This window comes from Methylocystis sp. (assembly GCF_021731785.1).
Classification (GTDB): Bacteria; Pseudomonadota; Alphaproteobacteria; order Rhizobiales; family Beijerinckiaceae; genus Methylocystis.
The window spans coordinates 1-20,988 of record NZ_JAKFWS010000102.1; the positions used below are offsets into that span (position 1 = coordinate 1).

Genomic DNA, 20,988 nt, shown 5'->3' on the forward strand with positions numbered 1-20,988 from the left:
CCCTGGAAACTACCCCCGGCTCTCATCCCACCGCCGCCCGGTCGCGCCATGCCGCCCGCCGGTCTCGCCACGGCAGCGCCGCCGAAGCCGTTCGGGAGGCCGCCGCCTAAGCCGGCGCCGGGACGCCCTAATGCGCCGCCGCCCCGTCCGCCCACCGGACGGCTAATCGGTTTCGCCTTCGGATACCCGACTTTGGGACGCGCAATTGGCTTCGGGGAGCCGGCGCCGCCAATCCCGCCGGGACGGCCGCCCGCGCCGCCGCCGAGGCCGCTGCCGCCAATTCCCTGTCCACCTCCCAAACCGCCGCCGGAACCACTTCCGAGGCCGCCGTTCGGCCGATAGCCGCCAATGCCGTCCCCAGGGCGATTGCCGCCGCCAATTCCGCCCGGCCGTCCGCCCGGACGATGACCGGGGTCGGGGCGCCACGGCAGGTTGCCGGAGCCGATATTCACGTCATTGCCGATATTGATGTTGTTGCCGCCGCCGACGGACGTTCCCGGACGCCATCCGGCATAGGGCGGACGCCAGGCGCCATAGCCTGGCCAGACCGGGGGATAGAAGGCGCCGGTTCCCCAGTTCCAGTAATTACCCCGCCAAGCGGAGCCGATCGCAACCGCAGTCCCGAAAGTCAGGAGCCCTGCGGCGAGGGCGGCGCCCGTCCCGTCATAGGCCGAGGGGGCGTATAAGGCGACCGGGTCGTATTGCGGGACATAGATCATAGACGGGTCCTGCGACTCGATCGAGACGATGTCGCGCCCGCCTTCCTTCTTGTTGACGACCGAAATCTCCTTGCCGGATTTCAGCGCGCCCGCTTTCTGCGCCTTGGCGCGCAGGAGCTGGATGACGCTGGCGACATCCTCAGGCTGATTGATGATCGCGTCGCCGAGGCTCGTCGTCCAGTCGAGGTCGTCATTCAGCTTCTTGATCACGCTCGGGAAACGCAGCATCGCTTTCACCGACGGGTCCCAGTTCTGGGAGTCGGCGTTGGTGAAGTCCTGCTTGGCGGCGGCAGCCTTGTTTTTCTCAAGCCATCGCTGCGCCTGGACGATTTCCAGCGGATAGGCCGACGCCGGCAGCAATTGCGCGAGAAGCGCATCCGGATAGAGAGCGATGGGCGAGAGGATCTTTTCGAGTTCCGCTTGGGTGAATTTCCGGACGCTGGCCTCGGTCGCGGGCGCGGCAGGCGTCTCCGGAGGCGGCAGTTGCGACGTCGGCGCCGGCGGCGAAGGGTCGATCGCAAACGATGTCTGTGGGCTCATCCCGATGAGAATGCACGCGGCGCCGCTGATCAACCGCCGCGCGAGTCTGCTCCTTGCTCTGTTTCCGTCCGCGCTTTTCTTGTTGTTCATTTTGTTGGGTCCTCGAAATTTGTCCGTGTGCTATTTCAGATCGACATTGACGCTGTTGATCTTGCCGTCAAAGACGAAGGGCCGGCGGTCGAAATAGTCGAGCGCCACCGGCGAACCGAGATCGACGCCGACATCCAATGTCTCACTGGCGGTGAAAGCAGCGGGGACGGTGCGCTTCACATCGAGTTGCGCGACCTCCGCGCCATCGACCGTCAAATTGACCGCAGCGGGCGCGCCCGGCTTTGCGATTGTCGTGTCGACCTCGATTTTGTGTCTGCCTGGCGACAGCCTGTCCTTTGACCGCGCCGCGTAACGCTCGATGATCATCATATTGTATTCATATGCGAGCCGGCCGTCGTCGAGATAAAGCGTCAGGCCGCCGCTAGCGCCGCCGAGCGCGTAGAGCACGCCGGAGGCTTTCGGGCCGAGTTCCACGTCAATGACGACATGGTTGCTCTCACGGCCCAGGCCCGGCGCGGCGAACTCCGGCATTCGTGTCGTGGTCTGATCGAAGCGCCAATTCGTGTAGGGCGTCTTGATGCGATCCTCGGGATGAATGCGCAGCCACATGCCCGCGCCGATGGGGAAGGCCTTGTTCTTCTCCGCTTCTTTCAGGAAGAGCTGCTTCATCGCCCCCAGACGCCTGGGCTCCTTGTCGGCGAGGTTATCCGCCTGCGAATAGTCCTTCGAGAGATCGTAAAGCTCCCAGACATCTTTGGCGGAGTCCCAATCCTTCAACTTCGCGGCCGAGCCGGCGGTGTCCCAGGGAACGAGCGGCCCGAAGGCTCCGGCGAACCAGCCATCGTGATAGATGCCCCGGCTGCCATTATTGTCGAAATATTGCGTGTGCTTGTGGGATGGCGCCGTCGCGTCCGTGAAGGTGTAGGTCATGCTCACGCCATCTATCGGGTCTTGCGCGAAACCGTCGACCACTTTCGGCGCGTCGATGTGGAGGATGTCGTAGATTGTCGGCGCAATGTCGTTGACGTGATGGAACTGCGCGCGCGGCGTCTTGTCCGGCTTGATGCGCGCCGGCCAGGAGACCGCCATCGGATTGCGCGTGCCGCCGAAATGCGAAGCGATCAGCTTCGTGTATTGAAACGGCGTATCGCCGGCCCAAGCCCAGCTCGCGTGATACATATTGTCCATCTTCGGCCCGCCAAGCGCATCGACGCCGCCGATCTTGTTCATCGCCGCTAGCTGCTGCTCGATCGTGTTCGGTATGCCGTTCTGGGCGAGGAGTTCGCTGATGCTGCCTTTCTGGCCCTCGGCGCTCGAACCATTGTCGCCCCAGATATAGAAGACGATGGTGTAGTCGCGCACGCCCATTTCGTCGAGCCCGTCGATCAGCTTGCCGACCTGTGCGTCGACATGCTCGGTAAAGCCCGCGAAGACTTCCATCAGTCTGAGCTGGAACGGTCGCTCGGACGCGGGGATGCTGTCCCATCCAGCCATGCTTTCGGCGCGCGGCGTGAGTTTGGCGTCGGCGGGAATCCAGCCCAATTCCTTCTGTCGCTTGAAGGTGGCTTCGCGCAACGCATCCCAGCCGTCGTCGAAGCGCCCCTTATATTTCTCGGCCCATTCCTTGAAGATGTGGTGCGGCCCATGCGACGCGCCAGGCGCCCAATACATGAAGAACGGCTTGTCGGGCGTGAAGGCGCGATGGCGCTTCATCCAGGTAAGCGCCTTGTCGGCAAGGTCTTCGCTCAGATGGTATTTGGGGTCGTGCGGCGGTTCGATTGCGTTGAAATTTTCGACCAGCCGCGGCTCCCATTGCGAGGTTTCGCCGGCGAGAAAGCCGTAGAAATAATCGAAGCCAACGCCCTCGCCGGTCGGCCAGCGCGTGAAGGGCCCCATGGCCGTCGTCTCTGTCGCAGGCGTGTTGTGCCATTTGCCGAAAGCCGCGGTCTTATATCCATATTCGCCGAGCACTTTGGCGAGGGTCGCCGACGTCCTCGGGATCACGCCCGTATAGCCATCCCAATCCACTGCGCGCTCGGCGATCGTGCCGGAGCCGACGCGCTGGTGATTGCGTCCCGTGAGCAGCGACGCCCGCGTGGGCGAGCAGATCGAGGTCGTGTGGAAGGCGTTATAGCTGATGCCTTCATTCGCGATGCGCGACAGGGCCGGCGTGTGGATCGGCCCGCCATAGGTGTCCGGAAGGCCAAAGCCCACATCGTCCAGCAGGACGATGAGGATATTGGGTGCGTCCTTGGGCAGATGACTTTTCTCGACGCGTCGCTGATGCGTGGAATCCTGCAATCGGGGCTTGGCCACGCTCGCCGACGGCGTCGGCGGAAAGGGGAGCGTCGATCCATCGTCGGGCGCGGCTGTCGCGACGTTCTGTAGAAGAAACAATGCAAGGCTCGCCGAAACGAGAACCTTCACGCTGTTCTGGAACATTGCAATCTTGCCCATACTCACACCCCTGATTTTCTGACCCAGACTCTCGCCTCTCAGTGCGCGGGCAGATCCAATTTATCGTGCGGCAGGCCGCCGTCGTCGATATCGAAATCCGGATCGAGGACCGTCTTGCCTTGTGCGCCGACAAAGGCGGGTTGAGCCTTGATCCATTCGCTCATCTTTTGCTGCTTCGCATAGGCGAGCAGCCGCTTCTCCAGGTCATGCGCGATTTTGGGGTTCTTCTCGGCGACATTCGTCTTTTCGCCGGGATCCTTCGCGAGATTGAAGAGTTCGGTTTTGCCGGGAAGGAGCGCGACCCGCACGAGCTTCCAGTCGCCCTTGCGGACTGCTCCTCGAAAGGCTTCGACATTGATCAGCACGTCGTCATTTGGGCTCGGAGCCCCATCGGCCAATGTCTTCCAGATATCTTTGCCGTCGAACGGATGATCCGCGCTGCCCTTCGCGGCGGCGAGCGTCAGAAGCGTGGGCATCACGTCTACCATATGCACCGGGGCGTCGACGACGCGCGGCTTGAGCTTGCCCGGCCAGTTCACGAAGGCGGGAACGCGAACGCCGCCCTCGTATAGGCCGCCCTTGCCGCCCTTAAACGGCGCGTTGGACGCGGGCGCTTTCGCGCCCTGCTCGATGCCGCCTTCTTCCGTATCGCGTTCTTCCTTGCTTTTTGCGCCCTGGGCGAAAAGCCCGCTGGTCGCGCCGCCATTGTCGCTGGCGAAGAGGATGATCGTATTGTCACGCAGACCCTTCTTGTCGAGTTCAGCGACGATGCGGCCGATCTGATCGTCGAGGGCGGTGATCATCGCCGAATAGGAGCGGCGCTGCCTATCCGCCACAGACTTGTATTGGGCGTTGTAGCTCTCCGGCGCTTGAAAGGGCGCATGCGGCGCGAGCGAGGCGAAGTAGAGGAAGAAGGGCTGTTTGCCGTCCTGCTCATCGATGAGCTTGACCGCCTCGTTCCCGATCAGCGTCGTGTAGTAGCCGTCCTCTTTCAGGAATGTCCCGTTGCGCTGCCAGTCGATGACGCCGCCGCGCTCCCGGGTGAAATAGTCCACCTCGCCCATCACATTGCCGTAGAAATGGTCGAAGCCCCGGTTCTGCGGCCAGAATTTTCTGTCTGCATGGCCGAGATGCCATTTGCCAGTCATCAGGGTTTTGTAGCCGGCTTCCTTGAGCGCTTGCGGCAGTGTGCGCTCATCCGTCGGCAGACCGTAGGTGTGGCTTGGAAAGATCACCAGAGTCTGAAGCCCATATCGCATGGGATAGCGGCCGGTCATGAGCGCCGCGCGGGCCGGCGTGCAGACCTGCTGACCGTAAAACCCTTCGAGCCGAACGCCACTTTGGGCGAGCTTGTCGATGTTCGGCGTCGCGATTTGGCCGCTCCGATAGCCAAGGTCGGCGTTACCCAGATCGTCCGCCATGATGAAGATAATGTTGGGACGCTTTTCATCCGCCAGGACGGAGCCAGGCATAAGCATCGCCATCATTGCGGCGAAACAGATCAGCTTTTTGTTCATGCGCGTGGCGCTCCCTTGGTGAATCCCATTAGTTTTGTTTTTGGATTTTGAGTATCTGCGACTGCACGCCCTCGATGGTCTTGCCCGCATCCGCGCTCAGCCCGATCTGTCGAACGGGGAACTCCTTGAACGATTGAAGATGCTGCATGGCGATGCCCAGGATCGGCGTCAGCACCCAGGTCTTGTGTTCGGCCATCTGACGGTTCAGGTCGCCTGTCTGACGCTCGAACGGGTCCATGAGCAAATTTGTGATCATCGGGCGGCCGTAACTCAGGAGCGGGCTGTCCCAGCGGTCGCCTTCCTTGGCGGAAAAGGTGATCTTGAACTGCATGTAGCGGATCGCCGTCAGCACGGTCTCGTCGTAATAGAAGATGAAGTCACGCGCGGACTGATCGCTCTTGCCGGAAAACAACGCCGTCTGGTCATAGCCGTCGAGATGCACTTTGTATTTCCGGCCGTCATAGCTTGCGCCTTTTGCGAGTTTTGCGACCGTGTCGGGCTCTCCCACTGCGGCGGCCAATGTAGGCAGCAGATCGGTCATGTCGACGATTTCGCTGCTAACGCGCCCGCCGGGTGCGCCCGGCCAGCGGATGAGCGCGGGCGCGCGCACGCCGCCCTCCCATGTGGTGCCCTTGTCGCCCCGGAACGGCGTGGTTCCGCCCTGCGGCCACATATATTGGTACGCGCGATTGTCGGTCGTGTAGATCACGATCGCATTCTTGCTCAGGCCCAACTGGTCCAGCTTGTCGAGAAGCTGCCCGACATGCCCGTCATGCTCCTTCAGGCCATCGCCATAGATATCCTCCCGGCCCGCGCGCGACTGATGTTCCGAGGCCTTCTTGAGATGAAGGAACACATGCTGGCGCGTCGTGGCGTGCCAGCGAAAAAACGGCTTGCCCGACTTTGCCTGGCGCTCGAGAAAATCCAGCGACTTCGCCAACACCTCGTCATCGAACGTTTCCATCCGCTTGACAGTCAGCGGGCCTTCGTCTTTCGTCGGGCCGTCCGCCGTTCCCGAGATCACGCCGCGCGGGTCGAATTTCTTGCGAAAATCGGGATTCGTCGGTCGGTCCGGATCCTCCAGATCCTCGTTGCCGTTCAGGTGATAGAGGTTGCCCCAGAACTCGTCGAAGCCGTGCCGATGGGGCAGATGCTCCTCGAGGTCCCCAAGATGGTTCTTGCCGAATTGAGCGGTCGCATAGCCGCGCGCCTTGAGGATTTGGGCGAGCGTGATGTCCTCCTTCTTCAGTCCCGCCGGCGAGCCAGGCGTGCCCACGGTCGTCAAGCCCGTCCGGATGGGGAGTTGATCTGTGATGAAAGCCGCGCATCCCGCCGTGCAGCTCGGCTGGGCGTAAAAAGAGGTGAGCCGCAGCCCTTCCTTAGCGAGCCGGTCGATATTGAGCGTCTGCACGCCCATGATGTCGGCGCCATAGGCCGACACATTCATCCAGCCGATGTCGTCGCCCATGATGACGAGGATATTGGGCTTTTCGCCAGTCTCGGCTGACGCCGGCGATCGAGGCGTCGCAACAAAAACAGCGAGAATCCCGACGACGAGCGGGAAAAGTCGAAGAAAAACAGCCGAAAACATGGGCTGGCCCCGCATCGTTGGACCCAGGCGCGGCGTTAGCCGGCGGGTCTAAAGTGCCTCTGCATTCGAACTAAGCATAAATTTGATTTGGAGAATGTCCGCCCAAGATCATTTTGCGCAAAAAAAGAGGGATATTATCCAAAGCCTTGCGCTGGTTGCGCGGAACAAATGGAGCTTACGTGCTCGAGTTGCCTGAGGCGCATGAAATTGTCTTGAAGGACGGTTGGCTGAGTCGGACGCCGTCCACCTTCCAGCGCATTGTTCTCGACCGCTCCCAGCTCCAGACCTTCGAGACAGGTGCCCCCATTTATGCATTAGGCGATCCGCCGGGGCGGATGTATGGGCTGGTTTCCGGGGGGTTCCGGAGGACTCGGGATTACGATCGCGCCGAATGAGATCGGTCCCTATTTCGCTCATTTTGCCCGGCCGGGGACGTGGTTCGGCGAGGCGGCCGCCATAACCGGGCAGCCAAGGCGCATCGGACTCATGGCGACGCGCGAAACCCAATTATTGCATCTTCCGCTGCACGCAATTCTCGACATCGTCGGCAAGGACCCGTCGGCATGGCGGCTGTTCGCGCTCGTCACGATCGGGCACCTCGACGTGGCGATCGGCGCTTGCGACGATCTGATGATCCGGGACCATCGGAGACGGTTCATTGCCGTTCTGCTGCGATTGGCCGGGAGCCGCCTGACGACGCCGAAATGGAGCTGCGCCTGTTGATGTCGATGTGACCAAGAAGATCTGGCCGTCCTCGCCAATATCGCCCGCACAACGGCTGGGGCGCTCCTGCGCGAAGCGGCCGGGCATGTCGAACTATCTTATCGGCGCATCCGCATTTCCGTTCCAAGCGCCCTACGAGAAGTGTTGCGCCATTGAGTCCGTCTGTAAATCTTCTCTTGTTCGAGCGTGCTCAAGACCTCGAAATGTGCGGCAGACGTCCGCTAGGGTCATTTTCTCCCTTTCGCTGGCCACTCACCTTTGCAGAGACGAATTTGGCTGCGCGCGGGCCCGCCTGCATTGCGCACGGTGGGCTGGAACGACGGGCGAAACTGTTCCGAACAATCTTTAAATGCCTCACCTAGGAATGGAAGTATCTGAGATCAGCGGCTATCGTCGTAGCTGTCGATGGCCGACATAGACGCCAGACTCGCTGAACTTGCTGCGCGACTTGCCATGCTGGATCGCGAGCGCGAGGCCGTTTTCGCCGAGATGGAGGCTTTACGATCCTCGCCGACCGGGGATGAGGCACCGCCCGCTGTGCGGCCTGCCGGCCAACGCGCCGGGCAAATAGATCGACATTCGACGATTGATGCGAAGGTCGCTCTATTTAGGCGACTCTTTCGCGGACGCCTAGACGTCTTCCCTGTGCGCTGGGAAAACGCCAAATCTGGACGCGCAGGCTACTCGCCCGCTTGCGCAAATGAGTGGCGACGAGACGTCTGCGAAAAACCGAAAGTCAAATGCTCGGCGTGCCAAAATCAAGCATTCTTGGCTGTCGGGGACGCCGCAATTGAGCGCCATTTGTGGGGAACGGCGCCCAACGGGACGCCCTTTGTCATGGGCGCTTACCCCCTGCTTGCCGATGAAACGTGTTGGTTTTTGGCGGCGGATTTCGACGAGGGCGAGTGGTGGCGGGACGTGCAGGCGTATGCAAAGACGTGCCGCCGCCATGACGTTCCAATCGCCGTTGAACGTTCCCGATCTGGAAACGGCGCTCATGCCTGGATATTTTTCACTGAGGCGTTGCCTGCGGCGCTGGCGCGGCGCCTTGGCGCCTTTTTGGTCACAGAAACCATGGAACAGACGCCGGAGATCAGCTTCAAATCCTATGATCGCTTTTTCCCCAGTCAGGACACAATGCCTACTGGGGGCTTCGGCAACTTGATTGCGCTTCCGCTGCAGGGGCTTGCACGGCGTTCCGACAACAGCTTGTTCGTCGACGAGAAGTCGAAGCCTTACTCCGATCAATGGGCTTTTCTATCCGGGATAGAGCCGATTTCTCGCTCAAAAGTCGAACGTCTCGTCGACGAGGCGGGCGCGGTCGGCAAAATTCTGGCGGTGCGCATTCCGCTCGTCGAGGAGGAGGAACAGCCGTGGCTGGCTCCGCCTTCGCGCCGTCGTGCGCCGCCCGCCATCGAAGGCCCCTTGCCATCCGCCATGACCATTGCTCACGCGGATCAGATTTACATTCCAAGGTCCGAATTGCCCGCGCCCTTGGTCACGCGATTGATCCGCTTGGCGGCGTTTCAGAATCCGGAATTTTATACGGCGCAGGCGATGCGGCGCTCCACTCACGACAAGCCCCGCATCATCTCCTGCGCGGAACTGACGGGTCGTCATATCGCGCTTCCCCGTGGATGCTTTGACGCCGCCATTGGACTATTCGAGTCGTTGGGGATTGCGGTCACGATCGAAGAGCGCCGCGTTTCGGGCGCGCCAATCTCTCTATCGTTCACCGGAAATCTGCGCCCAGATCAGGAAGCGGCTCTAGCAGCCTTGGCGCCACACGATACGGGCGTCCTGGCGGCGACAACGGCTTTCGGCAAGACCGTCGTGGCGATAAAAATGATTGCTGAGCGCAGCGTAAGCACTCTGATTCTCGTGCACCGGCGTCAGCTTCTGGATCAATGGATCGAGCGAGTTGTCGCCTTCTCCGATCTGCCTCGCGACGCCGTCGGAGTAATCGGGGCGGGCAAACGAAAGCCCAAGGGCGCGGTCGACGTGGCGCTGATCCAGAGCCTTGTTCGGAAAGGCGAGGTCGATGATCTTGTCGGCGACTATGGACATGTCGTCGTCGACGAATGCCATCATTTGTCGGCCATCAGCTTCGAACTTGTGGCAAGGCGCGCCAAAGCCAGATATGTGCTCGGCCTTTCCTCCACGGTGACGCGCAAAGACGGCCACCATCCGATTATAGCAATGCAATGTGGTCCCATTCGCCACAAAGTGGAACCGCGTTCGGAGGCCGCAAAACGTCCCTTCGACCATCTGGTACGAGTCCGGCAAACCGGCTTTGCTGTCGACAGCGCGGAGCCCCCCGCCGCCGTTTCCATTCAAGAAATTTTCAGGGCGCTTGCATCAGATGAGCAGCGGAACGCGCTCATTTTTGATGATATTTTGCATTCTCTTGACGCAGGGCGATCGCCCGTTGTGCTGACGGAACGCACGGATCATCTTGAATCTCTCGCGTCCCGACTGGAGCGTTTTGCGAAGCATGTCGTCGTGCTTAAGGGCGGGCAGAGCGAGAAGCAGCGCCGCGAAGTGATGCAGCGGCTGGCATCCATCCCGCGCAACGAAGAGCGCGTCATTGTCGCCACCGGGCGTTACCTTGGCGAAGGATTCGACGATTCTCGCCTCGACACATTGTTTTTGACGATGCCGATCGCGTGGCGCGGCACACTCGCTCAATATGCTGGTCGGCTGCATCGGCTGAACGATGCGAAGCGCGAGGTGATCATTTACGATTACGTCGATGACAGGGTTCCGGCGCTGGCGCGAATGGCGGCCAAACGGCGCGCCGGATACCAGGCCATCGGCTACCAAATTGTCGGTTCGGATGCTCAATCGCTCCTGTAGTCGCGCTCGATTTTGGTTTTGTCGCGCGCGTTTTGAAGCAGCCAGCATTTGCCTTTCGTCCGCCACGATTTGAGGGCGCAAAAATGGGCTCGGAATGAATCGGCTACAAAAGCTTTGCACGCGGATTGCGCGCCGAGACACACTCGGTCTGCAGAATTTGAGACGGATTATTGCGAGGACTCTTGTATATTGATGCGCCCTTGGTTTGCGGCGTTTAACGATAATGGTTGGATCGCAAGATAAAGCGAGCTGCCGCTCGCCTTTCGCTGCGCGAAAGAAGTGTTTGTCTGCACATTGTTTTTGGCGCATTGCGACAGCACTGTTGCGGCACTAAGCGAGGCGCGCATCGTGCCGACGTCGGTAATTTCATTTTGTTCTTCAATGTAGAGCGTAGTGCCGTTCGCGATGTGCGCCGTCAACGATCTTGCCGCCATCGCGACACAGCCCGCAATTCTTCGCTATCGCACGATGGCTGTTTGAAGATCATTGCGAAGTGCGTTTCGACGCGTGATTGTTGCGAGATGGCAGGCGATGACAGCGACGATTTTCGTATTCGACCCGGGCGGGTTCGTCTCGGCGGCGCGGGCAAGAGCGCGACGCCGCAGTCCTTCGTCAGACGCGTGGAAGCGGCCGTCCGGAAGGCGGGCGGCAACCCGAGCCGGATCGGTGGTCAGGCCGGGAAGAAGAGTGGCCGCTTCAACGCGCGCGGCCGTGGCGCGAAAGCGGCGTCGTCTTCGTCGGCGGATGCGGGCGGATGGCGGCGCGACTCAGGCGGTCGATATCGCGCGCGCCGCGTCATCGTGAAGGCACGGGTGGTGAAGCTGAACCCGCAACGCCGTCCCGGGAAGTCGGGTCCAAAAATCCGGCGCGGCATGAGCCGGGCCGCTGACGCGCATCTGCGCTATCTCGAACGCGACGGCGTGACCCGTGAAGGGGAGAAGGGACGCGCCTACTCGGCGATCGAGAATGAAGCCGATGGTCGCGCCTTTATCGAACGCGGTCGCGAGGACCGACATCAGTTCCGCTTCATCGTCGCGCCAGAGGATGCGGAGGAGCTGGCCGACCTGCGCCGCTTCACCCGAGACCTCATGCGGCAGATGGAGAAGGACCTCGACTCACGGCTCGACTGGCTCGCCGTCGACCATCACAACACCGGGCATCCTCACACCCACGTCTTGGTGCGGGGCGTCACCGACGACGGCAAGATTCTGAACATCGCGGGCGACTATATCGCTCGTGGCGTCCGCCATCGGGCGAGCGAACTCATCACCCGGGAACTCGGGCATCAGAGCGAGATCGACGTCGCCCGGAAGCTCGCGAGCGAAGTCGACGCCGAGCGCCTGACCCGGCTCGATAAGATGCTGCTCGCCGAGCAGCGGGACCAGGGCGTCGTCGATCTGCGGCCGGGCCAAGGCGGCTCCTATCCGATCCGCGAGAATCGCCATCTTCTAATCAGCCGGACGAAACGGCTGGAGCGATATGGACTCGCCACCGAGACGGAGCCCGGACGCTGGATCGTCGCCGACAAAGCCGAGTCGACTCTGAAGGCGCTCGGCGAGCGAAACGACATCATCAAGACCATGCACCGGGCGCTCGCCGATCACGACCTCACCGAGCAACGCGGGGCGGACCAATATCTCATTCACGGCGAGCGCGGTGGCGCGCTGATCATCGGCCGCGTCCTCGGCAAGGGACTTGCCGGCGACGAGATGGGGGAGAAGGTCTACCTGATCGTCGATGGCGTCGACGGACGCGCCCATTATGTCGAATTCGCCAAGCCGGAGCGCCTCGACGAGGTTCGCCGAGGGATGATCGTTGAGGCGAAGCCGGTTGTCGCCGAGCCAAGGGCGGCGGATCGTAACATCGCCATCATCGCTGAGGGCGATGACGGCATCTACCGACCTGGCCGTCATCTCGACCTCATCCGCGACCGTTTCCAGCGACAGGGCAAAGACCCGGACGCCTTCGTGCGATTCCATGTCCGGCGTCTGGAGGCGCTGCGCCGGGCTGGGCATGTCGAGCGGCTTGACGCCGACTACTGGCGCGTCCCCGATGATATCACCGAGCGCGGGATGCGCTACGATCTCAGCCGGGGCGGCGACGGACTCTCTGTTCGCATCCTATCGACGCTCGACCTCGAAGCGCAGATCGGCAGCGACGGAGCGACCTGGCTGGATCGAGAACTGACCTCGCAGAGCCGAGCGCCGCTCACTCAGGCAGGCTTTGGCCGCGACGCAGCCAATGCCTTGGAGCGCCGAAAGCAAACGCTCGCCGACAGGGGGTACGCCAGCCGCTTGCCGGATGGTGAAATCCACGCGCCCGGCGACCTGCTGTCGCGACTTGAACGCGCCGAAGTTGCGCGCGTGGGCCGCGCCATGGCCGCCGAGCGTGGGCTCGCCTTCAAGGAGGCCAAGACCGGCGGCTATGTCAGCGGCAGGCTTATCGGCTCAACGCAGCTTGTCAGTGGCCGCTTCGCGATGATCGACGACGGACTCGGCTTCAGCCTCGTGCCCTGGCAGCCTGTCCTCGACAAGCACCTCGAGCAACATATCACCGGCGTCGTGCGCGGCAGCGGAATCGAATGGGATTTTGGTCGCAAACGCGGGCTGGGATTGTAACAGCCGAGCCTCGAATGCGCTTCCGTATTGCCAAATGAACCACAGAGTGGTACATTATCTTGTATCCAGGTTGCGGCATGATCGAAAGCTTTCGAGACAATTGGTTGCGCGCCTTCTTTGTCGACGAGGTTCGCTCAAAGAAAATCCCGCCGGATATCGAAAGCCGCCTGTTCCGCAAACTCCAGATGATCGATGATGCGACGACGGATCAGGATTTGCGTGTCCCGCCAAGCAATCACTTCGAGAAACTGCGCGGCGATCTGGCTGCCTTTCATTCTATCCGGGTGAACAAGCAGTGGCGGCTCATCTTTCAATGGGACGGCGCCAAGGGTGAAGCATCTGGCGTCTATCTGGACAACCACAGTTACCAGTGAGGCATCCATGTTGATGACGAAGCGCAAGCCGGCGACCGTGGCGGAGATTCTGGTCGAAGAGTTCGTGGAGCCGATGGGGCTGACCCAGGCCGCATTGGCCGAGGCGATGGGCGTCCAGCGCAAGCATGTCAATGAACTGTGCAACGACCGCAGGAACGTGACGGCGGCCACCGCGCTCATTCTCGCGCGCGTGTTTGGCAACAGTCCCGACTTCTGGCTGAATGTTCAGCGGCGCAGCGATCTTTGGAAAGCGATGCATTCGCCTCGCGAGCGCAAGCGCATCGAACGGGCGAAGCCATTGAAGGCCGTCGCGTGATGCATGCCGGCGCTATGTTGATGCAGCCGACGATGGCCGCATCCGCGACAGCGCCGCCGAAATCGCGAAGCGAGCGCCAGCGTAGAGTCGGACTGTTTCCTTTGATGGAAAGCAGCGCGATCATGTCGGCATGTTTCGATCACGCGCTCCCAATACCAAGAATCGTCGACACGACGTCATTTATTCGGCGCCGCCCGACGATTTGTTCGATTATCTACGGTCGCCGACGCGTCGCGTTGGCCGGCCGCACAAGCATGACCCCGAAAATTGGACGGTCGCCGACGACTGGCCCGAACGCGTTCCCGTCAGCGAAGTTGAAATCGATATTTACGAGGCCTGGTTCGGCGATTTGTTTGATGGTCTTTTCGGGCCTTGCCGATGACCAATTGAGAAGGCCGCCGCCATGACCGTCCCGCTCCGCGCCGCCCTCTATCTTCGCGTCTCGACGGCGAGGCAGGCCGAGCATGACGTTTCCATCCCAGACCAGCGCCGACAAGGCGAAGCCTATTGCGCTTCGCGCGGCTATCAGCTCGTCGAAACCTATGTCGAAGCGGGCGCCTCCGCCACCAACGACCGCCGGCCCGAGTTTCAGCGCATGATGGAAGCGGGAACCGGAAAGCCGGCCGCTTTCGACATTGTGATCGTGCATTCGTTCTCGCGCTTTTTCCGCGATCATTTCGAATTGGAGTTCTACGTCCGCAAGCTGGCGAAAAACGGCGTCAAGCTGGCGTCGATCACCCAGGAGCTCGGCGACGACCCGATGCACGTCATGATGCGCCAGATCATGACGCTGTTCGACGAATATCAGTCGAAGGAAAACGCCAAACACGTTCTGCGGGCGCAGAAGGAGAATGCCCGTCAAGGCTTCTGGAATGGTTCGCTGCCGCCGATCGGCTATCGCGTCGTCGCGGCCGAGCAGCGCGGCGCGAAGATCAAGAAGAAGCTCGAAATCGATCCGCTCCATGCCGACACCGTGCGCCTCGCTTTCAGGCTCGCGTTGGAGGGCGATGGAACGTCAGGCCCGATGGGCGTCAAATCTATCGTGACCTACCTGAACGCCCGGCGCATTTTCACGCGCGATGGCGGACGCTGGGGCATTGGGCAAATTCACCGCTTGCTGACCCGCCCGACCTATATCGGGCGTCACGAGTTTAACAAGCGCAGCAAGGCCAAGGTTCTCAAACCTGCGAGCGAAATCATTGAGGTTAAAACGCCACGGCTGATCGATCAGGCGACTTTCGACGCCGTGCAGGAGCATTTGCGCTCGCGCAACCCGAAGGTCATGCCGGCGCGAGTTGTCAGCGGGCCGACGCTCCTGACCGGCATCTGCTTCTGTTCGAGCTGCGGCGGGGCGATGACCATTCGCACCGGCAAGGGCGGACGTTATCGCTACTACAGTTGCTCGACCGCCGCTCGGCAGGGCCAGACCGGCTGTAAAGGGCGGGCGATTCCCATGGAAAAGCTCGACAATCTCGTCGCCGGCCATCTGGAAGACCGCTTGCTTGACCCGGAGCGCCTTTCCGAAATCCTCGCTTCCGTTCTCGACCGTCGTCAGGACCGGGCGGAGCGTCGCTGTGAACATATTGCAGAACTCAATAGGCGTGCCGCCGAGGCGGACGCGCGTCTGCGGCGGCTTTACGGCGCCATCGAAACCGGCGTCGCCGACCTCGACGACCCGGCGTTGAAAGAACGGATCGAGGAGCTCAAGGCCACCCGTGATCAGGCCCAGGTCGACGCTCAACGAGCCGCCGAAGCGACTGAGGGATTCGGCGCGGCGATCACGCCCGCCCATGTCGCCGCATTTGCGCGGGAAGCCCGCAATCACATCCGCCTTCCCGGCGGCGGCTACCGCCGCGACCTGCTTCGCGCCCTTGCCCAGCGGGTCGTAGTCGCCGACCGGGAAGTCCGAATCATGGGATCGAAAGGGAATTTGCTGCGGACGCTTGCCGGCGCCGCAGGCGTAAAATCGGCTACTGGCGGCGTGCCCACTTCTGTTCTGAACTGGCGGAGAGGGAGGGATTCGAACCCCCGATACAGTTGCCCGTATGCCGCATTTCGAGTGCGGTGCTTTCAACCACTCAGCCACCTCTCCGCAGCCATGGGCTGCCGCAAATAGCATGCGCCAGAAGCGGGGATCAAGTCGACTGCGCTTCTTCTCCAAACCCTTGGCGGGCAGGCGACGGCCGGGAAGCGGCAGGCTTCGGTTTGTCGTTCGAACCGAAAGCGCCCGAGGATGCGCTGGATTGTCGATCAACCGCCTGTGGCCGCGCTCTAGACGGCGAGAGCGCGCCGGTTTTCGATCAGGCGAAGCGACGACTGACGCTCGAATTGAAAGCTACAGGGCTTTTTTTCGAGCCGCGCTCTACCGCAAATGCGCAACGAGCGTCCAGGCGCCGAGAAAAACAATCATGACGACGCAGAGCGCCGAAAGGACAATGAGGATCGCCTTATTGGCGACGCGCCGCCGATCGCTTTCTCTCATTCGCCCGTTCTCCGCCGCCCGCAACGTTTGCGGGGTTTCCTCAGTCGGCGCCTGCCAGCCCGGTCACGCGCCGAAGAAGAACACGCGCAGAAAGTTGGTGTATTCGCCTTCCCACGCCATCATCGCCATCAGCACCAGAACCGCCAATGGCGGCGCCAGAATCGCGACGACGAGCGCGAGCCGCTCCCACGCCATATGCATGAAGACCGCGACGATCAATCCCGCCTTCAACAGCATGAAGACGACGATCAGGGTCCAGCGCAACAGGCCGTGAAAATCGAAATAATCGACGAGATAAGAGCAGGCGCTGAGCACGAAGAGCAGCGTCCATACGAGAAGATAGAGCTTGATCGGATGCTGTTGGCCATGCGCCTCCGCCGCGGGCTGCGCCGCGTGTGCGACAGGGGCATGGGCATGGGCATGCGTCGTGTTATCCGTCATCGCCGTCATTCTTTTCTCCCTGTCGGAAGCGTCACCACAGATAGAAGAAAGCAAAGATGAAGACCCAGACGAGATCCACAAAGTGCCAATATAGGCCCATGATCTCGACGATCTCGTACCGGCCCTTGCGGCTCGTGAAAAAGCCGGGGCGTCCAACGTCATAGTCGCCGCGCCAGACCGCGCGTGCGACGATGAGCAGGAAAATCACCCCGATCGACACGTGGAATCCGTGAAAGCCCGTGATCATGAAGAAGCTCGACCCGAATTGCGCCGCGCCGAAAGGATTGCCCCACGGCCGCACGCCCTCGTGAATGAGCTTGGTCCACTCGAAGGCCTGCATGCCGACGAAGGCGGCGCCGAAGAAGGCGGTCACGAGCATCAGGATCGCGGCCTTTTTGCGCTCGCGCGCATAGGCGAAGTTCACGGCCATCGCCATCGTGCCCGAACTGGTGATGAGATCGAAGGTCATGATGGCGATGAGGATGAGCGGAATCTTCTTGCCGCCGATGTCGAGGGCGAAGATTTCGCTTGGATGCGGCCATTCCACCGTCGTGGACATGCGCACCGTCATGTAGGAGATGAGAAAGCAGCTGAAGACGAAGGTGTCGCTGACGAGGAAGATCCACATCATCGCCTTGCCCCAGGACGCGCTCTTGAACGAACGCTGATCCGAGGACCAGTCGGCCATCACGCCGAGCACGCGGCTCCGCAGGGTTTGTTCGGTCATTGCATGCTCGGTCGTTACATGTTCCGCCGTCATGGCGCATTTCCTCTTACGAAAGCAGACGCCTGCAGACCACGCCAAATCCATCGGCCCAGCCGATCAGCATGGCGAACATCAGCAGCCAGACGAACAGCAGAAAATGCCAGTAGATGGCGCAAAGCTCGACGCTTGTCGTCAACGCCCTGGTGACGCGCCCCGCGCCACGAACCTTGTCGGTCGTTCGCGCGAGCGCCACGAGGCCGCCGACAAGATGCAGCGCATGCGTCCCCGTCAGCAGATAGAAGAAGGCGTTGGCGGCGTTGCTCGATGCGAAGAATCGCAACTCCAGAAGTTCGCGCCATGCCCAGATCTGGCCGATCAGGAACAGGCCCGCCGTGGCGGCGCCGATAAGGAGTGCCGTCTTGACTCGCTCAAACTCGCCGCGACGCGCGGCGATGAGCGCAAGCTGCAGGGCGACGCTGCTCGCCGCGAGAACAAAGGTGTTGAACCAGAGAATGCCGGGGATCGGCGGCAATTGCCAATCGGGCGCGTCGCCGCGCATGAAAAAGGCGGCGGTGAGCAAAGAGAACAAACAGCCGGCGACGGCGAGAAAGATGGCGAGTCCCACTTTCGCGGCCGGCGGCGGCTCGGTCCCGGCGGCGCGGCGACGATGCGTGACCTCGCCTTCCTCGAGCCAGGGCGATTCGAACACGCCCTGGCGCGCCAGCCACAGCATCGCAACGGAGAAGATGAAGATGAAGAACAGCCCCATCACGCTCATGGCGAATGTTCTCCACTCATCGGCGGGGCGTTTTGCGGCAGGTAATCTTCCGGAGCGCCGGGAACGCTATAGGCGTAAGGCCAGCGATAAACCACCGGCAGATGCGCGCCCCAATTGCCGTGTCCCGGCGGCGTTTCGGGAGTCTGCCATTCGAGCGAAGCCGCGCGCCACGGATTGCCGCCGGCGGGCGCGCCATACTTCAGGCTCCTGAACAGATTGTAGAAGAAGATCGATTGCGCGAAGCCGACCGCCAACGCGATGACCGTAATCACAATGTTGAGCGTGGCGGCCGACGCGGGAACGAAGGCGGTTTCGCCCATCTCGTAGAAGCGCCGCGGCATCCCGAGCACGCCGAGATAGTGCATCGGAAAGAAGATCGCGTAAGCGCCAAGGAAGGTGATCCAGAAGTGAATCTTGCCGAGCCGCTCATCCATCATGCGGCCGGTGATTTTCGGATACCAGTGATAGATCGCGCCAAAGATCACGAGCACGGGCGCAATGCCCATGACCATGTGGAAATGCGCAACCACGAACAGCGTCGCCGACAGCGGCACGTCGACTATGACGTTGCCGAGATAAAGGCCGGTGATGCCGCCATTGACGAAGGTCACAAGGAAGCCGAGCGCGAACAGCATCGGCGTCGTGAAATGAATATCCGCGTGCCAGAGGGTCAGCACCCAATTATAGACCTTCAGCGCCGTCGGCACCGCGATCGCGAGCGTCGTCACCGCAAAGAAAAACCCGAACCAGGGGTCCATGCCGCTCACATACATGTGGTGGCCCCAGACCACCATGCTGAGCACGCCAATGGCGATGATGGCCCAGACCATCATCCTGTATCCGAAAATGTTCTTGCGCGCGTGCACGCTAATGAGATCGGAAACGATGCCGAAGGCTGGCAGTGCGACGATGTAGACTTCGGGATGCCCAAAGAACCAGAACAGATGCTGGAACAGGATCGGGCTGCCGCCGACATAATCCTTGCGCTCGCCGAGTTCGACAAGCGACGGCATGAAGAAGCTCGTGCCGAGCGTGCGATCGAGCAGCAGCATCACGCAGGCGACGAAGAGGCCGGGAAAGGCGAGAAGCGCCATCACCGCGGCGGCGAAGATTCCCCATACCGTGAGAGGCATGCGCATCAGCGTCATGCCTCGGGTGCGCGCCTGCAGCACCGTCACGACGTAATTCAATCCCCCCATCGTGAAGCCGACGATGAACAGGATCAAGGAGACGAGCATCAGAATGATGCCGTAGTCGTAACCTGGCGTGCCGGTCAGGATCGATTGTGGCGGATAGAGCGTCCAGCCGGCGCCGGTCGGTCCGCCGGGCACGAAATAGCTCGAGACAAGAACCAGGGTCGCGATCAGATAGACCCAGTAGCTCAGCATGTTGACGTAAGGGAACACCATGTCCCTCGCGCCGACCATCAGCGGAATAAGATAATTGCCGAAGCCGCCAAGGAAGATGGCGGTGAGCATATAGACGACCATGATCATGCCGTGCATGGTCACGGACTGATAATAAACGCTGGCGTCAATGAACGGGATCGCGCCAGGGAAGGCGAGCTGCAGGCGGATCACCCATGACAGCACCAAGGCCAAAACGCCGACGGTTATGGCCGTGCCCGCGTATTGAATCGCGATGACCTTCGCGTCCTGGCAAAACACATATTTCGTGAGCCAGCTATGCGCGTGATAGAGCTCGACGTCTTCCACTTCCGCCGGCGGCGGCGCGACGTTCTGTGGTACGCTGGCGTCGGTCATTGAATGATCCTCCTTTCGCCCCCGAAGCGCTTTCGGCGATTGATCGAGCTCCGCCGTAGCGGCTCTCTCTCGGCGGCGATGAATGTCAAAGCGGCGCGACGACTAAATCTGGTGAATGTCATTGCGCCGAGGCCCGCGTGTCCCGGCTCGCGTCGCTCTTGCGCGACTGCTCAAACGTTTGCTGCGCCGTTTGCCACTTCTCGAAGTCGGCTTCCGATTCGATGATCATCTTGCCGCGCATCTGCGGGTGCCCTGTGCCGCAATAGGCGGCGCAGAGTATTTCATATTCGCCGATCTTGGTCGGCGTAAACCAAAAATTTGTGACGATGCCCGGCACAAGGTCCATTTTCGCCCTGATTTCGGGAACGTAGAAGTCGTGCAGCACGTCGATCGACCGCAGCAGCACCTTGACAGGCTTGCCGAGCGGCAGGTGCAATTCGCCGCTCGTGACCAGCAGATCGTCCTGGCCCTTGGGATCCGCCGGACTCAAACCGAGGGAATTGGTCGTATCGATATAGCGAACGTCGCTCGATCCGAGCTGATGGTCGACGCCCGCGAGGCGAAAGCTCCAGTTCCACTGGACTCCCACCGCTTCGATCTCCATTGCGTCCTTGGGCACGGTGATGAACTGGCCCCACACCAGCAGCCCGGGGGCGAGGAGAATCACGACGGCGATCGTTGTGACAATTCCAAGCCAGGCTTCGAGCTTCTGGTTCTCGGGTTCATAGGCGGCGCGCCGGCCCGGTTCATGGCGGAAGCGGTAGAGGCAATAGGCCATGAACAAAATGACCGCGACGAAACCCGCGCCGGTCACCAGAAAGGTCAGCCCCATCGTGTCGTCAATGAAGCCCCAATTCGACGCGATCGGCGTCGCCCGCCACGGACTCAAAACATGGAACAGTATTGAACCGGCCACCACGAGGACCATGACGATAGCGATAGACATGCGCTGTTTGACCTCGCAGCGAGTTGGGCCGACCGGCCCTATATAGACCGGCGCTCCGCTTTGCGTCAAAGTGACGCGTGACTGTACGTCTCAACGAGGGGCCTGGGCAT

15 protein-coding genes, 1 tRNA gene and 1 pseudogene are annotated in these 20,988 nt (G+C 61.3%); 6 read left to right on the forward strand and 11 right to left on the reverse strand.

What is annotated here, in order from left to right:
• The 4 genes from QZ964_RS15740 to QZ964_RS15755 form a co-directional block, all read right to left on the reverse strand.
• Positions 1 to 1,349 (reverse strand): DUF3300 domain-containing protein (locus QZ964_RS15740; protein WP_292532621.1); only part of this gene is annotated, 1,349 nt, incomplete at its 3' end.
• Between the two features lie 30 nt (positions 1,350 to 1,379).
• Positions 1,380 to 3,767: an arylsulfatase gene (locus QZ964_RS15745; protein ID WP_292532623.1), complete on the reverse strand. Its 2,388-nt coding sequence runs from the start codon at positions 3,765 to 3,767 to the stop codon at positions 1,380 to 1,382.
• A gap of 38 nt (positions 3,768 to 3,805) precedes the next feature.
• Positions 3,806 to 5,284: an arylsulfatase gene (locus QZ964_RS15750; RefSeq protein ID WP_292532625.1), complete on the reverse strand. Its 1,479-nt coding sequence runs from the start codon at positions 5,282 to 5,284 to the stop codon at positions 3,806 to 3,808.
• 28 nt (positions 5,285 to 5,312) lie between these two features.
• Positions 5,313 to 6,875, reverse strand: a complete 1,563-nt coding sequence (locus QZ964_RS15755; RefSeq protein WP_292532627.1) for an arylsulfatase — start codon at positions 6,873 to 6,875, stop codon at positions 5,313 to 5,315.
• Positions 6,876 to 7,214: 339 nt separating this feature from the next.
• Between QZ964_RS15755 and QZ964_RS15760 the strand changes: the two genes are divergently transcribed.
• Positions 7,215 to 7,598 carry a cyclic nucleotide-binding domain-containing protein gene (locus tag QZ964_RS15760; RefSeq protein WP_292532629.1) on the forward strand — a complete coding sequence of 128 codons (384 nt, stop codon included), beginning with the start codon at positions 7,215 to 7,217 and terminating at the stop codon, positions 7,596 to 7,598.
• 837 nt (positions 7,599 to 8,435) lie between these two features.
• Entirely contained in the window at positions 8,436 to 10,454 is a 2,019-nt protein-coding gene (locus QZ964_RS15765) for a DEAD/DEAH box helicase (RefSeq protein WP_292532631.1), read from the forward strand.
• 167 nt (positions 10,455 to 10,621) lie between these two features.
• Here the strand turns inward: QZ964_RS15765 and QZ964_RS15770 are convergent, their stop codons facing one another.
• Complete coding sequence (locus QZ964_RS15770) at positions 10,622 to 10,873, reverse strand: hypothetical protein (RefSeq protein WP_292532633.1); 252 nt, start codon at positions 10,871 to 10,873, stop codon at positions 10,622 to 10,624.
• 102 nt (positions 10,874 to 10,975) lie between these two features.
• Between QZ964_RS15770 and QZ964_RS15775 the strand changes: the two genes are divergently transcribed.
• The 4 genes and pseudogenes from QZ964_RS15775 to QZ964_RS15795 all read left to right on the forward strand — a co-directional run.
• A complete protein-coding gene (locus QZ964_RS15775) occupies positions 10,976 to 13,072 on the forward strand; it encodes a DUF3363 domain-containing protein (RefSeq protein WP_292532635.1) in 2,097 nt (698 codons plus the stop codon).
• Between the two features lie 77 nt (positions 13,073 to 13,149).
• Positions 13,150 to 13,446: a type II toxin-antitoxin system RelE/ParE family toxin gene (locus QZ964_RS15780; protein ID WP_292532637.1), complete on the forward strand. Its 297-nt coding sequence runs from the start codon at positions 13,150 to 13,152 to the stop codon at positions 13,444 to 13,446.
• A 7-nt stretch (positions 13,447 to 13,453) separates the two neighbouring features.
• Positions 13,454 to 13,762, forward strand: coding sequence for a HigA family addiction module antitoxin (locus QZ964_RS15785; RefSeq protein ID WP_292532639.1), 309 nt, complete (start codon positions 13,454 to 13,456; stop codon positions 13,760 to 13,762).
• 403 nt (positions 13,763 to 14,165) lie between these two features.
• Positions 14,166 to 15,794 (forward strand): annotated as a pseudogene (locus tag QZ964_RS15795) (recombinase family protein); the annotation flags it as partial.
• On the opposite strand, the gene QZ964_RS15800 reads toward QZ964_RS15795, so the two are convergent.
• The 6 genes from QZ964_RS15800 to QZ964_RS15825 all read right to left on the reverse strand — a co-directional run bounded on the left by QZ964_RS15800 (position 15,765) and on the right by QZ964_RS15825 (position 20,878).
• Positions 15,765 to 15,854: transfer RNA gene (locus QZ964_RS15800), tRNA-Ser, on the reverse strand. The pseudogene QZ964_RS15795 and the gene QZ964_RS15800 overlap by 30 nt on opposite strands.
• Positions 15,855 to 16,307: 453 nt before the next feature.
• Positions 16,308 to 16,694: a cytochrome C oxidase subunit IV family protein gene (locus tag QZ964_RS15805; protein WP_292532640.1), complete on the reverse strand. Its 387-nt coding sequence runs from the start codon at positions 16,692 to 16,694 to the stop codon at positions 16,308 to 16,310.
• 22 nt (positions 16,695 to 16,716) lie between these two features.
• Positions 16,717 to 17,412, reverse strand: coding sequence for a heme-copper oxidase subunit III family protein (locus QZ964_RS15810; protein ID WP_292532662.1), 696 nt, complete (start codon positions 17,410 to 17,412; stop codon positions 16,717 to 16,719).
• Positions 17,413 to 17,458: 46 nt separating this feature from the next.
• Positions 17,459 to 18,169, reverse strand: a complete 711-nt coding sequence (locus QZ964_RS15815) for a cytochrome c oxidase subunit 3 (RefSeq protein WP_292532642.1) — start codon at positions 18,167 to 18,169, stop codon at positions 17,459 to 17,461.
• Positions 18,166 to 19,932, reverse strand: a complete 1,767-nt coding sequence (locus tag QZ964_RS15820) for a cbb3-type cytochrome c oxidase subunit I (protein WP_292532643.1) — start codon at positions 19,930 to 19,932, stop codon at positions 18,166 to 18,168. Before QZ964_RS15820 ends, QZ964_RS15815 begins: the two co-directional genes overlap by 4 nt.
• Positions 19,933 to 20,050: 118 nt before the next feature.
• Positions 20,051 to 20,878, reverse strand: coding sequence for a cytochrome c oxidase subunit II (locus QZ964_RS15825; RefSeq protein WP_292532645.1), 828 nt, complete (start codon positions 20,876 to 20,878; stop codon positions 20,051 to 20,053).
• Positions 20,879 to 20,988: the final 110 nt, after the last annotated feature.

What these genes read in the sequence shown, in the direction of transcription:
- QZ964_RS15820 (WP_292532643.1), bottom strand. Translation starts at nt 19,932, where the DNA reads ATGACCGACGCCAGCGTACCACAGAACGTCGCGCCGCCGCCGGCGGAA.
- QZ964_RS15755 (WP_292532627.1), bottom strand. Translation starts at nt 6,875, where the DNA reads ATGTTTTCGGCTGTTTTTCTTCGACTTTTCCCGCTCGTCGTCGGGATT.
- QZ964_RS15765 (WP_292532631.1), top strand. Translation starts at nt 8,436, where the DNA reads ATGGGCGCTTACCCCCTGCTTGCCGATGAAACGTGTTGGTTTTTGGCG.
- QZ964_RS15745 (WP_292532623.1), bottom strand. Translation starts at nt 3,767, where the DNA reads ATGGGCAAGATTGCAATGTTCCAGAACAGCGTGAAGGTTCTCGTTTCG.
- QZ964_RS15805 (WP_292532640.1), bottom strand. Translation starts at nt 16,694, where the DNA reads ATGACGGCGATGACGGATAACACGACGCATGCCCATGCCCATGCCCCT.
- QZ964_RS15810 (WP_292532662.1), bottom strand. Translation starts at nt 17,412, where the DNA reads ATGACCGAACAAACCCTGCGGAGCCGCGTGCTCGGCGTGATGGCCGAC.
- QZ964_RS15785 (WP_292532639.1), top strand. Translation starts at nt 13,454, where the DNA reads ATGTTGATGACGAAGCGCAAGCCGGCGACCGTGGCGGAGATTCTGGTC.
- QZ964_RS15780 (WP_292532637.1), top strand. Translation starts at nt 13,150, where the DNA reads ATGATCGAAAGCTTTCGAGACAATTGGTTGCGCGCCTTCTTTGTCGAC.
- QZ964_RS15815 (WP_292532642.1), bottom strand. Translation starts at nt 18,169, where the DNA reads ATGAGCGTGATGGGGCTGTTCTTCATCTTCATCTTCTCCGTTGCGATG.
- QZ964_RS15825 (WP_292532645.1), bottom strand. Translation starts at nt 20,878, where the DNA reads ATGTCTATCGCTATCGTCATGGTCCTCGTGGTGGCCGGTTCAATACTG.
- QZ964_RS15750 (WP_292532625.1), bottom strand. Translation starts at nt 5,284, where the DNA reads ATGAACAAAAAGCTGATCTGTTTCGCCGCAATGATGGCGATGCTTATG.
- QZ964_RS15775 (WP_292532635.1), top strand. Translation starts at nt 10,976, where the DNA reads ATGGCAGGCGATGACAGCGACGATTTTCGTATTCGACCCGGGCGGGTT.
- QZ964_RS15760 (WP_292532629.1), top strand. Translation starts at nt 7,215, where the DNA reads ATGGGCTGGTTTCCGGGGGGTTCCGGAGGACTCGGGATTACGATCGCG.